This window comes from Streptomyces sp. NPDC028308, assembly GCF_055565855.1.
Genome location: NZ_JBVHTO010000018.1, coordinates 83959 through 97344, shown reverse-complemented (window position 1 = coordinate 97344; position 13386 = coordinate 83959). Strand labels below are relative to the sequence as shown.

The 13386-nt window shown below is 71.6% G+C and carries 10 protein-coding genes; 7 read left to right on the top strand and 3 right to left on the bottom strand.

Annotated elements, in window-relative coordinates; genetic code table 11:
* Nucleotides 1–66: 66 nt before the first annotated feature.
* A complete protein-coding gene (locus ACZ4VA_RS35830; protein ID WP_355792087.1) occupies nt 67–1866 on the bottom strand; it encodes an MFS transporter in 1800 nt (599 codons plus the stop codon).
* A 223-nt stretch (nt 1867–2089) separates the two neighbouring features.
* Between ACZ4VA_RS35830 and ACZ4VA_RS35825 the strand changes: the two genes are divergently transcribed.
* A complete protein-coding gene (locus ACZ4VA_RS35825; protein ID WP_355792090.1) occupies nt 2090–2707 on the top strand; it encodes a TetR/AcrR family transcriptional regulator in 618 nt (205 codons plus the stop codon).
* Nucleotides 2708–2931: 224 nt separating this feature from the next.
* On the opposite strand, the gene ACZ4VA_RS35820 is transcribed toward ACZ4VA_RS35825, so the two are convergent.
* Entirely contained in the window at nt 2932–4347 is a 1416-nt protein-coding gene (locus ACZ4VA_RS35820; RefSeq protein WP_388904082.1) for a cation:dicarboxylate symporter family transporter, read from the bottom strand.
* A gap of 339 nt (nt 4348–4686) precedes the next feature.
* On the opposite strand from ACZ4VA_RS35820, the gene ACZ4VA_RS35815 reads away from it, so the two are divergent.
* From ACZ4VA_RS35815 to ACZ4VA_RS35790, 6 genes are all read left to right on the top strand, one after another.
* The gene (locus ACZ4VA_RS35815; RefSeq protein WP_356169501.1) at nt 4687–6414 is read left to right on the top strand and encodes a sensor histidine kinase; all 1728 of its coding nucleotides are present in this window, start codon (nt 4687–4689) and stop codon (nt 6412–6414) included.
* A complete protein-coding gene (locus tag ACZ4VA_RS35810) occupies nt 6411–7094 on the top strand; it encodes a response regulator (RefSeq protein WP_356169499.1) in 684 nt (227 codons plus the stop codon). Before ACZ4VA_RS35815 ends, ACZ4VA_RS35810 begins: the two co-directional genes overlap by 4 nt.
* 756 nt (nt 7095–7850) lie before the next feature.
* Nucleotides 7851–9245 carry an extracellular solute-binding protein gene (locus ACZ4VA_RS35805; protein WP_452922112.1) on the top strand — a complete coding sequence of 465 codons (1395 nt, stop codon included), beginning with the start codon at nt 7851–7853 and terminating at the stop codon, nt 9243–9245.
* Nucleotides 9246–9337: 92 nt separating this feature from the next.
* The gene (locus ACZ4VA_RS35800) at nt 9338–10213 is read left to right on the top strand and encodes a carbohydrate ABC transporter permease (RefSeq protein WP_356169529.1); all 876 of its coding nucleotides are present in this window, start codon (nt 9338–9340) and stop codon (nt 10211–10213) included.
* A gap of 1 nt (nt 10214) precedes the next feature.
* Nucleotides 10215–11075 carry a carbohydrate ABC transporter permease gene (locus tag ACZ4VA_RS35795; RefSeq protein WP_355779822.1) on the top strand — a complete coding sequence of 287 codons (861 nt, stop codon included), beginning with the start codon at nt 10215–10217 and terminating at the stop codon, nt 11073–11075.
* Between the two features lie 451 nt (nt 11076–11526).
* Nucleotides 11527–12156, top strand: a complete 630-nt coding sequence (locus ACZ4VA_RS35790; protein ID WP_355779845.1) for an XRE family transcriptional regulator — start codon at nt 11527–11529, stop codon at nt 12154–12156.
* Between the two features lie 46 nt (nt 12157–12202).
* Here the strand turns inward: ACZ4VA_RS35790 and ACZ4VA_RS35785 are convergent, their stop codons facing one another.
* A complete protein-coding gene (locus ACZ4VA_RS35785) occupies nt 12203–13228 on the bottom strand; it encodes an ATP-dependent 6-phosphofructokinase (RefSeq protein WP_355779824.1) in 1026 nt (341 codons plus the stop codon).
* Nucleotides 13229–13386: the final 158 nt, after the last annotated feature.

Genomic DNA, 13386 nt, shown 5'->3' with positions numbered 1-13386 from the left:
CAGGGCCGGAGCCCGGGAAGCCCCCCGGCTCCCCGGACCCCGGCCCGGGTCCGTGCGACTCGTGCGTCAGGCCCGGTCGCGTCCGCCGACGGTCTCGGACTTCTCGTCGGTGGCCTTCTCGCCGTCGGAGCCCGCGTCGGCCGGAGTCCCGTCACCGCGCGAAGTCCTGTCGGCCTTCGGCGCCTTCGGCTCGTCGGCGTCCGTGAGCTGCGCCGCCGCCGGCTCCGGCTCCGGCTCCGTCCGCGCCGTACGCCCCTTGCGCGGCAGCATGACCGCCACCAGCACCGTGCCGACGCCGAGGACCACCGCGCCGACCAGGCTGGTGTGAGCGACCGCGTCGGAGAAGGACGCGCCGACCGCGTCGGCCATGTGCCGGGCGCCTTCGGCGAGTTGGTCGGCCTGCGACTTCAACTGGGCCGCCTGCTCGGCGTTCTGCGCGTGGGCCGCCTGCTCGCCCGCCTGCCGGGCCTTGTCGCCGATGCCCTGGGCGACCGCGTAGCCGGCGCCCACCGAGTCCTGCGCGGTGGAGAGGGCGCCCGCCGGGAGCCCCTGGCCCGCGGTGGCGTCGGACAGCTGGGAGGAGTACGAACTCGCCAGCACCGAACCGAGGATGGCGATCCCGAGGGAGCCGCCCAGCTCCAGCGAGGTGTCGTTGACCGCACCGCCGACGCCCAGCTCGGACTCGGGGAACGCGCCCATGATGGCGTCCGTGCAGGGCGAGAGCGCCAGCCCGATCGCGAGCCCCAGGACCACGAGCGGCAGCACGAAATCGCCGTACGAGGACGAGGCGTCGATGCGGGTGAGCAGCGCGAGGGCCGCCGTGCCGCCGACCATGCCCGCGGTGACGGTGATCCGCATGCCGACGCGCGGGGTCAGGTACCCGGTGAGCGCCGAGCCGACGAAGACGGCTCCGGCGAGCGGCAGCATGCGCACGCCCGTGTCCAGGGCGTCGTAGCCGAGGACGAACTGGAGGTGCTGGGTGAGGAAGTAGAAGGCGCCGAACACGGCCAGGAAGAAGAGCGCGACCGCGAGGTTGGAGCCCGCGAACCCGCGGTTCGCGAAGCGGCGCACGTCGACGACCGGGTGCGAGTGGTGCAGCTCCCACAGGACGAAGAGGACGAGACCGAGGCCGGCGACGACCGCGGCGGTCACGGCCTTCACGCCCCAGCCGAAGTGCGGTCCCTCGATGATCATGTAGACGAGCGCGCCGATCCAGATTACGGAGAGCAGCCCGCCGATGTAGTCGACACGATTGTGGTGCGCGGCGGCGGACGGCGGTACGAGGACGAGGGCGCCGACGATGGCCACGGCGGCGACCGGCACGTTGATCAGGAAGGTCGAGGACCAGCCGTGGTGCTCCAGGAGGGCGCCGGCGACGAGCGGTCCTGCCGCGATGGCGAGTCCGGCGGTGGCGGTCCACAGCGTGATCGCCTTGGCGCGCTCGGCGCGCGGGAAGGTCGCGGCGAGCAGCGAGAGCGTCGCGGGCATGATCAGCGCCGCGCCCACGCCCATGACGGCCCGGGCCGCGATGACCCCGGTGGAGCTGCCGACGAGGGAACCGGCGACGGCCCCGCCGCCGAAGACGACGAGCCCGAGGACGAGGGCGCCGCGGCGGCTGTACTTGTCGCCGATCGCGCCGAGCAGCAGCATCAGCGCGGCGTACGGGACGGTGTAGCCGTCGATGACCCACTGGAGGTCGGCACTGGACAGGCCGAGGTCCTGGGTCATGTCCGGGGCGGCGACCGTGAGCGCGGTGTTCGCCATCACGATGATCAGCAGGCTCAGGCAGAGCACCAGCAGGGCCCACCAGCGCCGGGCGTAGGGCCGGTCCATCCTCTCGACCGGTTCGTTCATGACGAGACGCATGGGTACGGGTCGCCCTTCCTGTGTCGACTCGCGCGGGAGCGGACGGTCGGCCCGCCGCCGCGATGGACCTGCGCGGTGGCCCTCTCACCTGACCACTTGCACAGCACCGTGCAATTGCACGACACTGTGCAACGTACGTCATTGCACAAGGCTGTGCAAATCCGGGAGGCAGGGACGCAGACCGGGCGGACACGGCGAGGGCCGAGGACGAAGGGCAGGCAGAATGACAGCCATGACCACGGGTAACGCCAGCCGCGCCGACGTGAACCGACGGCGCATCCTCGATGTCGCACTGGCCGAACTGCTGCGCGACCCCGACGCGTCCATGGACCAGATCGCCCGGGCCGCGGGTGTCGTCCGGCGCACGGTGTACGGGCACTTCCCGAGCCGCGAGGCACTGATCGGCACGCTCTTCGAGGGTGCGGTGGAGGCGGTGGAGGCGGCGCACGCGGCGGGACGCGAGGGCGTCGAGGACCCCGCGGAGTCGCTGGTCCGCTCGACGCTGGCGGTCTGGGAGATCGCCGACCGCTACCGGCTGCTGGTCGCGCTCGCCCAGCGCAGCGTGACCGTCCAGGGCATCCGGGACCGCCTCACGCCCGTCCGGGAGGCCAGCGCCGAGCTGATCGGACGCGGTCTGGAGCAGGGCGTGTTCGAGTCCCCGCTGCCGCCGCGGGCGCTCGCCTATGTGCACGAGCAGATGCTGTTCGCCCTGATGGAGGCGGTGAACGACGGCCTGCTGGCAGCGGAGGAGGCGGGCCGCTCGGCCGCGGTCACGATGCTGACCACGGCGGGCGTACCCGCCTCCCGAGCCACCGGCCTGGTGGCGGAGCTGAGCAAGTAGGTCCTGATGGTGGGGCGGGCCTGCGGAGCGGAGTCCGCTCGGTTCGGCCTGGACGTCCGAACGGCAGGTCCCGGACGGCGGCTCGGCGCGGCGTCCGTGCCGCACCGGGCGGCCGGGCCTACGGGGGGATGGCCCGGCCGCTCGGCGTTCTCGGGGCACCCGGCGCCGTCGGCGCCCGGGCCCGGTTCCGCCGGGCCCCCATCAGGGAGGGGCCCGGCGAAGCTCTACGCCTTGACCAGTTCCTTCTCGCCGCCCTGCTCGGGCAGCCCGGCCGGGGAGGCGTCCTCGTCGTGGTCCAGGAGCGTCTCCTCGTCGAAGGGGAGCTGTCCGGCGAGCACCTGGTCGACCCGCTCGCGGTCGATCTCCTTGGTCCAGGTGCCGATCAGCACGGTGGCGACCGCGTTGCCCGCGAAGTTGGTGAGGGCGCGCGCCTCGCTCATGAAGCGGTCGATGCCGACGATCAGACCGACGCCGTCCACCAGCGCGGGCTTGTGCGACTGCAGTCCACCGGCCAGCGTGGCCAGACCGGCGCCGCTGACACCCGCGGCGCCCTTGGAGGCCACCAGCAGGAAGAGCAGCAGCGGGATCTGCTCCCCGACGGACATCGGCTTGCCGAGGGCGTCGGCGATGTAGAGCGACGCCATCGTCATGTAGATCATCGTGCCGTCGAGGTTGAAGGAGTAGCCGGTCGGGACGGTGATGCCGACCACCGGCTTGCTCACGCCCAGGTGCTCCATCTTCGCGATGAGCCGCGGCAGCGCGGACTCGGAGGAGGAGGTGGACAGGATCAGCAGGAACTCACGGCCGAGGTACTTGAAGAACGTCAGGATGTTGAGGCCCGCGACGATCCGCAGCAGCGCGCCGAGCACGATGAAGACGAACAGGAAGCACGTGACGTAGAAGCCAAGCATCAGTACGGCCAGGCTCTTGAGGGCGTCCAGGCCCGCGGAACCGGTGACCGCGGCGATCGCGCCGAAGGCGCCGAGGGGCGCCGCCCACATCACCATGGCGAGGATGCGGAAGACGAGCCGCTGGATGTGCTCGATGCCGCGGAGCACCGGCTGGCCCGCCGAGCCCATCGCCTGGAGCGCGAAGCCGGCGAGCAGCGCGACCAGCAGGGTCTGCAGGACCTGGCCCTCGGTGAACGCCGACACCATCGTCGTCGGGATGATCGACAGGACGAACTCCACCGGCGGCAGCGCCTCGGCGGACACCTGTCCCTGACCGGCCTCCTTGACCGACTCGGTCACCGCGAGCCCGGTGCCCGGCTCCAGGATGTTGCCCACCACCAGGCCGATGGCGAGCGCGACCAGCGACATGACCAGGAAGTAGCCGAGCGCGATACCGCCGACGGCGCCGACCTTGGCGGCTTTGCGCACGGAGCCGATGCCCAGCACGATCGTGCAGAAGATGATCGGCGAGATCATCATCTTGATCAGGTTCACGAAGCCGGTGCCGATGGGCTTCAGCTCGACCGCGAAGTCGGGGGCGATCAGGCCCACGGCGATGCCGAGGACCACGGCGACGATCACGGCGATGTACAGATAGTGCGTGCGGTCCCGCTTGGCTGCGGGTGCGGCAGGTGCCGTTCCGGGTGTGCTGGTCACGGCTGCCCTCCTTGACGACGTCGTCGGCATCATCCGGCGTGCGGCTCACGTCCGGGCGGAACCGGGAGCGGGGGAGCTCCCGGACGTAGCCGGGAGTGGGGTCCCGGGCGGTGCCGGGAGTGGGGACTCCCGGTGGTGCCGGAAGCGGGGCTCCCGGGCGTAACCAGGAGTGGGGGGGCTCCCGGTGATGCCGGGAGCGGGGCTCCCGAGCGGTCCGGGAGTGGGGGCTCCCGGTGGGGTGGGGCCGGCGGACGCGGCCCCTGCGCGACCGGGAAAGCGACTCCCCGGTGCGGTGACTATCTCCCGGCCTGTGAGGGCGGTCACCCTTCCGTTCATTTAGTTCACGCTCACCGCGCGAGGCAGACTGACGGAATGCGCCTCCCCCGCGTCCCGACCCCCCGCAGCCTGGCCGGCCAGCTCTTCGCGATGCAGGCCGTGCTGATCGCGGTCCTGGTCGCCGGATACGCGCTCTTCACGTACATCAGCGACCGCAGCCAGGCCGAGGAGGCCGCGGGCCGCCAGGCCATGGCGGTCGCCCGCTCGGTCGCGGACGCCCCTTCCGTACGCGCGGCCATCCGCACCCCCGACCCGACGCGGAGCCTGCAGCCGTACGCGACGCGGGTGCAGCGGCACACCGGCGTGGACTTCGTGACGATCATGGATCCGCGGGGCATCCGCTGGACCCACCCGGACGAGGACCTGATAGGGCAGCACTTCCTCGGCCACACGTCCCGCGCCCTGGACGGCCAGTCGTTCACCGAGACGTACACCGGCACCCTCGGCCCGTCCGTACGCGCGGTCACCCCGATCAGCGACGGCGGCCGCATCGTCGGCCTGGTCAGCGCCGGCATCAAGGTCGAGGCCATCACCGCCCGGGTCCAGGACCAGGTCACCGCCCTGCTCGGGGCCGCCGCCGGGGCGCTCGCCCTGGGCGCCGTCGGCACGTACGTGATCAACGCCCGGCTGCGCCGCCACACCCACGGCATGAACGCCGCCGAGCTGAGCCGCATGCACGACTACCACCAGGCCGCCCTGCACGCCGTACGCGAGGGGCTGCTGATGCTGGACGGGCAGTACCGGGTGGCGCTGATCAACGACGGCGGCCGGGAACTGCTGGGCGTCAGCGGCGAGGTCGTCGGCCTCTCGGTCGCCCGGCTCGGCCTGCCCGCACCGCTGACGGGGGCGCTGCTGTCCTCCGAGCCCCGGATGGACGAGGTGCATCTGACGGAGACCCGGGTGCTGGCCGTCAACACCTCGCCGGTGTCGGGCGGCGAGCGCCGAGGCACGGTCGTGACCCTGCGCGACGTCACCGAACTGCAGTCCCTGATGGGCGAGCTGGACTCCGAGCGCGGCTTCACGCAGGCGCTGCGCTCGCAGGCGCACGAGGCCGCGAACCGTCTGCACACGGTGGTGTCCCTGATCGAACTGGGGCGTGCCGACGAGGCCGTCGACTTCGCCACGGCGGAGCTGGAGCTGGCGCAGGCGCTGACCGACCAGGTGGTGGCCGCCGTCAGCGAACCGGTCCTCGCCGCGCTGCTGCTCGGCAAGGCCGCGCAGGCGAACGAGCGGGGCGTGGAGCTGGTGGTGTCGGAGGAGAGCGGCCTCGACGACGGCCTGCTCCCGCCCTCGCTGCCCGCCCGTGACCTCGTGACGATCCTCGGCAACCTCATCGACAACGCGGTGGACGCGGCGCAGGGTTCGGTGGGGGCACGGGTGACGGTGACGGCGTGCACGGACGAGGAGGGGCTGGTCCTGCGGGTCGCGGACACCGGCGCGGGAGTGGCCCCGGCCCACGCGGAGGCCGTCTTCGAGCGCGGCTGGTCCACGAAGCCCGCGGGGCCCGGCGGCCGGGGGCTCGGGCTCGCCCTCGTGCGCCAGGCGGTGAGCCGTCACGGCGGCACGCTGACGGTGACGGAGGCGGCCGGGGGCGGGGCGGAGTTCGAGGTGCGGATGCCGTTGCCTACGGTGGGCTCCGCCCCGGGCGCGGCGGGTCGGTCCGGGGCGGAGTCCGCCGCGGCCGTCCTGCTCGCGGACCGGGTGCCCGGACCCGCCCGGCCCGCCCGCACCCCCCGCACCGCCCTGCCTGGAGGCGACGCATGACCGAGCCCATCCGCGTACTCGTGGTCGAGGACGACCCGGTCGCCGCCGACGCGCACGTCATGTACGTCGGCCGCGTGCCCGGCTTCACCGCGGTCGGCAAGGCCCGTACGGGCGCGGAGGCGCGGCGCGCGCTGGACCGTACGCCGGTGGACCTGCTGCTGCTCGACCTGCATCTCCCGGACGTGCACGGCCTTCAGCTCGCCCGCTCCCTGCGCGCCGCCGGCTACCAGGCGGACGTCATAGCCGTGACGTCGGCGCGCGACCTCGCCGTGGTGCGGGAGGGCGTCTCGCTCGGAGTCGTGCAGTACGTACTGAAGCCCTTCACCTTCGCCACCCTGCGGGACCGGCTCGTGCGCTACGCCGAGTTCCACGCGGCCGCGGGTGAGGCCAGCGGGCAGGACGAGGTCGACCGCGCGCTCGCGACCCTCCGCGCACCGGGTCCGGCGGCGCTGCCCAAGGGGCTCAGCGCACCGACGCTGGAACGGGTCACGCGGACGCTGCGGGACTCCGGGGAAGGCCTGACCGCGGCGGGCGTCGGCGAGGCGGTCGGCATCTCCCGGATCACGGCCCGCCGGTACCTGGAGCACCTGGTGGACGCGGGCTGGGCCGGCCGGAGCCCGCTGTACGGTCAGGTCGGCCGGCCGGAGCTGGTGTACCGGTGGGTGGAGGCGGCCAGGTAGCGCGGTCGGGGGCTAGGCGTAAACGCTTGCGTAAGCGTTTACGCGAACGCTTACGCACGCACTCGCCCCCGACCCCGGAGGCACCTACGGAGGCGCCCCCCAATATTCCGCCAACGCTGGCTCCGGGACTGCGGTGATGCGTAAACGTTTACGTAAGCGCTTACGCGAACGTCAAGCTTGCCTCCCCGCTCCCGGAGACGCTTACGGCGGCGCCCCCGGCGTTGCGCCCACGGCCGCCCCGGTGTTGCGCCCACGCCGGCCTCGGTATTGCGGCGACGCGTAAGCGTTTACGCAAGCGCTTACATGGAAGCTCACCTCCTGAACCCCGGAGGCGCGCACGGTGACATCCCCAGCATTGCGCCCACGCCGACCTCGGTTCCGCGGCGATGCGTGAACGCCTACGTAAGCCTCCACGTAAGCGCTTACGCGAACGTTTACGTACACACTCGCCCCTCCCCCGACCCCGGAGGCACCTACGGCGGCGCCCTCAGCATTCCGCCGACGCTGGCCCCGGAACTGCGGTGCCTCGCAGACGCTTACGTAAGCGCTTACGCGAACGTTTACGGACCTACAGGCCGCCCCCGACCCTGGAGGACCGCAGGTGACATAACGGCCCATCCTCGGGAACATGCGCCCCTCTCCCAAGAAACGGAGCCCCCCAACCATCCACCCCTGCAAGGTCATTGACCTGACTAGACCATTCCTCTTACGTTCACGGGGCAGACAGACTCGGCCGACGAAGGCCCGTAGGAGGTCGTGCCCGTGCGTCCCATCGCCGCCCGTCCCCGTACCAGCGCCCCGCTCCTCGCCGCCCTGCTCACCCTTTCCGCCGCCGGCACCCTGACCGCCTGCGGCAGCGGATCCGGCAGCGATCCGGACACGGTGAAGGTGTCCTTCAAGCAGTCCACGGACAACTCCGTCAAAGTGATGGACACCTATCTGGCGGACGTCAAGAAGCAGTTCGAGAAGGCGAACCCGGGCAAGAAGGTCGAGCTGGTCCCGATCAAGGCCCCGGACTCCGAGTACTACACGAAGCTCCAGCAGATGCTGCGCTCGCCGAAGACGGCGCCCGACCTGGTCTACGAGGACACCTTCCTCATCAACTCCGACATCACCAGCGGGTACTTGAAGCCGCTCGACGGCTACCTCGCCAAGTGGGACGACTGGGACCGGTTCGTCGACACGGCCAAGAGCGCGGCCAAGGCGCAGGACGGCAAGACGTACGGCGTCCCGGACGGCACGGACACCCGCGGGCTCTGGTACGACAAGGGCGTCTTCGCGAAGGCGGGACTGCCCGCCGAGTGGAAGCCCAGGACGTGGGAGGACGTGCTCGACGCCGCCCGCACGATCAAGAAGAAGGTCCCCGGCGTCACCCCGCTGAACGTCTACACGGGCAAGCCCGCGGGCGAGGCGGCCACGATGCAGGGCTTCGAGATGCTGCTGTACGGGACGAACGACGGGACGGCGGACCCGCTGTACGACACGGCCGCCAAGAAGTGGATCGCCGGGAGCCAGGGGTTCAAGGACGCCCTGACCTTCGTGGAGACGGTCTACAAGGAGAAGCTCGGCCCCGACGTCTCGGACGCCCTCGACCCGAACTTCGGCACCAAGGTCCGCGGGGAACTCCTGCCCGCCGGCAAGCTCGGCATCGACCTCGACGGCAGCTGGCTGCCGCAGGACTGGGGCGAGGGCGCCGGGCACGAGTGGCCGGAGTGGTCGCGCGAGCTGGGCCTCGCCGCGATGCCGACCCAGCACGGCCAGGCGCCCGGCAAGGTGAGCATGTCCGGGGGCTGGACGTGGTCGATCCCGGCCAAGGCGGCCAACCCCGACCTGGCCTTCGACTTCATCAAGACGATGCAGACGAAGGCGAACGCGCAGAAGTGGTACATCGCCAACTCCGGTATCGCCGTGCGTGAGGACGTCGCCGCCGACCCCGCGTACGTGAAGGCGCAGCCCGGCATCAAGTTCTTCACGGACCTGGTCGCGAGCACCCACTACCGGCCCGCGTACCCGGCGTACCCGAAGGTCTCCACCGCGATCCAGGAGGCCATGGAGGGGGTGACGACGGGTGACAGCTCGGTCGAGGAGGCGGCGCGCGGCTACGACGAGGAGCTGAAGTCCGCCGCCGACGGACAAGTGACCACGAAGTGAGCGTCGGTACGCGGACGGACCGGCATTCGGGGCCCGGCAGGCGTCCGCGCCGCGTCCCGGCGGCCGCCCATACGGCCGGTCCGCGGTCCGCGGTGCCGCGCCGCGGCGGGGCGGGCCGCTCCCTGGTCCGGGTGCTCCCGCTCTCCCCCGCGGTCGTCCTGCTGCTGCTGTTCCTCGCGGGGCCGATCGCCTACTGCGCCTGGATCGCCTTCACCGACCTCCAGCTCACCGGCCAGGCGCGGTCGTCCTTCGTCGGCGTCGACAACTTCCGTACCGCGTTCCGGGACGAGGCGTTCCTGAACGCGGTCTGGCTCACGCTCGTCTTCACCGTGCTCTCGTCCCTGGTCGGCCAGAACACGCTGGGCCTCGCCCTCGCCTCGCTCATGCAGCGCGCGTCGAAGCCGGTGCGCACGCTCGTCGGCGGTGTAGTCATCACGGCGTGGGTGCTGCCGGAGGTGGTGGCGGGTTTCCTGCTGTACGCGTTCTTCCGCCGCGAGGGCACGCTGAACGCGATCCTGGACTGGCTCGGTCTGCCGTCCCAGAACTGGCTGTTCACGCTGCCGATCCTCGCGGTGTCCTTCGCGAACGTGTGGCGGGGCACGGCGTTCTCGATGCTGGTGTACTCGGCGGCGCTGAACGAGATCCCGAAGGAGATCACGGAGGCCGCGGAGGTGGACGGCGCGGGCGGCTGGCGGCGGATGTGGCACATCACGCTCCCGATGATCCGCCGTTCCATCGGCACGAACCTGATGCTCAACACCCTGCAGACGCTCTCGGTGTTCGGGCTGATCTGGGTCATGACGCGGGGCGGGCCGGGCGACCGCAGTCAGACGTTGCCGCTGTTCATGTACGAACAGGCCTTCCAGAAAAGCATGATCGGCTACGGGACGGCGGTGGCCCTGCTGCTCCTGGTGGTCGGTTCCCTCTTCTCGCTGGTGTACATGCGCCTGCTGCGGACGGAGGTCTGAGATGGCACTGCCGGCCTGGTCCGCGATGGGCGGCCCGCGGTCCCGGCGTACGGCCAGGCGGCTGGCGGCGGACGCGGGGCTGCTCGCGGTGGCGGCGGCGTTCGCGCTGCCGCTGGCCTGGGTGGTCCTGTCCGCGCTGGACGCGCACGCGGACCTGCGGGTGAAGGCTCCGGACGGGGTCACCCTGGCCAACTTCGACGCGGTCCTGACGCGGGACATCGTGTTCACCCCGCTGCTCAACAGCCTGATCCTGTGCGGCGGCGGCACGCTGCTGACGGTGGTGTGCGCGGCGCTGGCGGCGTATCCGCTGTCGCGCTTCCGTTCCCGCCTCAACCGCCCGTTCCTGCTGACGATCCTCTTCGCGACGAGCCTGCCGATCACGGCGATCATGGTCCCGGTGTACGCGCTGTTCGTCCAGGTGAACCTGATCGACACGGTGCACGGCACGATCTTCTTCTTCGCCGCTTCCCAACTCCCCTTCGCCATCTGGCTGATGAAGAACTTCATGGACGGGGTGCCGAAGGAGCTGGAGGAGGCGGCCTGGACGGACGGGGCGTCGTCGTTCCAGTCGCTGCTGCGTATCGTGCTCCCGCTGATGGGGCCGGGCGTCGCGGTGGTGACGGTCTTCTCGTTCGTGATGATGTGGGGGAACTTCTTCGTCCCGTTCATGCTGCTGCTGACGCCGGACCAGATGCCGGCGTCGGTGAGCATCAACGAGTTCTTCGGGAACCGGGGGATGGTGGTGTACGGGCAGCTGGCGGCGTTCTCGGTGATCTACTCGACGCCCGTGCTGCTGCTGTACGTGCTCGTGGCCCGGCGGCTCGGCGGCGGGTTCGCCCTCGGCGGGGCCGTGAAGGGGTGAGGCGTATTCGCGCCGCGCGGTCGCGCCCCCCGGCCGGGACGACGGACGCACAGGAGCGGTGGACGGCCGGTCACGGGAGCGGCCTCCGGGTCCGGCGGCCCGGTGCCGCCGGGTGGCCCCGCATCTCCGGACAGCGGAGGTCAGGGGCCGGTCCCGGCCGCGCATATGCCCCGCCACCTTGCCGTTCGCCCCGTCACGGCCTCTGTGGACACCCCGCCGCGGAGGCCCTGTCGGCCCCAGCGGGCCCGCGCGGGAAGCACCGCACGATCTTCGGCCATCACGAACGGACGGCCGAAACCGTATGTTCCTACAATCTGTGATTGTGGCCGAACAGACCGTAGTCATCCCAGCCACACCCCCATAGCTTGTGCGCGTGCACCAGCTGCCTGCCCCCCAGCCCACCCCGCCCTTCAACGCCCTCGCCGCCCGCCGGCTGCGCGCCGGGCTCGGCATGGGACCCGAACACGTCGCGTACGGCATGCGCGTCTCGTACGGGCTGCCCTATGTCACGCCCGATCTCGTCGTCGCCTGGGAGCGGGGCATCTCCGCGCCGAGCAGCCCCGAACTCACCGCGCTCGCCGCCGTGCTGTGGTGTTCCCCGGGCGAACTCATCGGCGCCCCGCGCACGTTGCGGGAGCACCGCGTCGCGCGGGGGCTCGCCCCCGAGGACGTCGCGCGCACCGTCGGCCTGGAACTCCTCGCGTACCAGCGGATGGAGGAGACCGAGGAGTGGCGGGGCAACGAGCGGCAGTCGGCCGCGCTCGCCGAGCTGCTCGACCTCTCGCTGCCCGACTTCATCACCGTGACCGGGCGCGACGGGAGACTCGGGGAGCTGCTGCGCAGCGCGGTGACGACCCGCTGGCAGGCGTACGTGCGCCCGCTCGCCAAGACGGTGCCGCTGGACCGTCGGCTCCTGGAGGACGCCCTCCAGGAGCTGCACGCGGACTACCAGGGGCAGATGGCGGCCACGCTGAGCTGGGCCGACGGCGCGGCGGCGGGTGACGCCGGTGACGCGGGGCGGGACTTCATGGACCGGATCGTCGACCACTTCTGGGCGACGGTCCAGCGCAGCACGTACTGAGCGGGCACGGACAGGTCCGCACCCGCTCTCGTACGTGCGGCGGGGTCTAGAAGACCGACTCCGCCTCGTCCATGCGGTCCTTGGGCACGGTCTTCAGCTCGGTGGTCGCGTCCGCGAGCGGGACCATCTCGATCTCGGTGCCGCGCAGCGCCGTCATCCTGCCGAAGGCGCCGCGGTGGGCGGCCTCGACGGCGTGCCAGCCGAAGCGGGTGGCGAGCACCCGGTCGTACGCGGTCGGCGTGCCGCCGCGCTGGATGTGGCCGAGGATGACCGGCTTGGCCTCCTTGCCCAGGCGCCGCTCCAGCTCGTACGCGAGGGCCGCGCCGATGCCCTGGAAGCGCTCGTGGCCGAACTGGTCGATGGCGCCGTGGCCGTAGTCCATGGTGCCCTCGGCGGGGTGGGCGCCCTCGGCGACGCAGATGACGGCGAACTTCTTGCCGCGCGCGAAGCGCTCCTCGACCATGGCGACGAGGTCGGAGGGGTCGAAGGGCCGCTCGGGCAGGCAGATGCCGTGGGCGCCGGCGGCCATGCCGGACTCCAGGGCGATCCAGCCCGCGTGCCGGCCCATGACCTCGACGACCATGACGCGCTGGTGCGACTCGGCGGTGGTCTTGAGGCGGTCCATCGCCTCGGTGGCGACGCCGACCGCGGTGTCGAAGCCGAAGGTGCGGTCCGTGGAGGAGATGTCGTTGTCGATGGTCTTCGGCACGCCGACGACCGGCAGGCCCGCGTCCGACAGCATCCGGGCGGCGGTCAGGGTGCCCTCGCCGCCGATCGGGATGAGCACGTCGATGCCGAACTCGCGGGCCATGTCCTGCGCGTTCTCGCAGGCCTCGCGGAGCCGGTCGCGCTGGAGCCGGGAGGATCCGAGAATGGTGCCGCCGCGGGCGAGGATGCCGCTGACGGCGTTCAGGTCGAGGGTGCGGTAGCGGCCGTCGAGCAGTCCGGCGTAGCCGTCCTCGAAGCCGATGACCTCGTCCCCGAAGTTGGTGACCGCTCGGTGCACGACCGACCGGATCACTGCGTTCAGCCCCGGGCAGTCTCCGCCTGCGGTGAGAACTCCGATGCGCATCGTGCTGTGTCTCCTGCTCGCTGTTGGTACGTGTGAGCCAGTCCGATTGTTTCACGCCCCACAGGCGGCCGCCGCTGCCGTCCGGCGCGCGTGAAGCGGACCACGCCCCGCCGCCCCGACCCCCGTGGAACCCTTGTCCCGCCTCACCAGGACCTTCC

Bases quoted from the DNA above. Each gene is read 5' to 3' on its own strand.
- ACZ4VA_RS35830 (WP_355792087.1), bottom strand. From the start codon at position 1,866: ATGCGTCTCGTCATGAACGAACCGGTCGAGAGGATGGACCGGCCCTAC.
- ACZ4VA_RS35825 (WP_355792090.1), top strand. From the start codon at position 2,090: ATGACAGCCATGACCACGGGTAACGCCAGCCGCGCCGACGTGAACCGA.
- ACZ4VA_RS35820 (WP_388904082.1), bottom strand. From the start codon at position 4,347: ATGATGCCGACGACGTCGTCAAGGAGGGCAGCCGTGACCAGCACACCC.
- ACZ4VA_RS35815 (WP_356169501.1), top strand. From the start codon at position 4,687: ATGCGCCTCCCCCGCGTCCCGACCCCCCGCAGCCTGGCCGGCCAGCTC.
- ACZ4VA_RS35810 (WP_356169499.1), top strand. From the start codon at position 6,411: ATGACCGAGCCCATCCGCGTACTCGTGGTCGAGGACGACCCGGTCGCC.
- ACZ4VA_RS35795 (WP_355779822.1), top strand. From the start codon at position 10,215: ATGGCACTGCCGGCCTGGTCCGCGATGGGCGGCCCGCGGTCCCGGCGT.
- ACZ4VA_RS35790 (WP_355779845.1), top strand. From the start codon at position 11,527: ATGGGACCCGAACACGTCGCGTACGGCATGCGCGTCTCGTACGGGCTG.
- ACZ4VA_RS35785 (WP_355779824.1), bottom strand. From the start codon at position 13,228: ATGCGCATCGGAGTTCTCACCGCAGGCGGAGACTGCCCGGGGCTGAAC.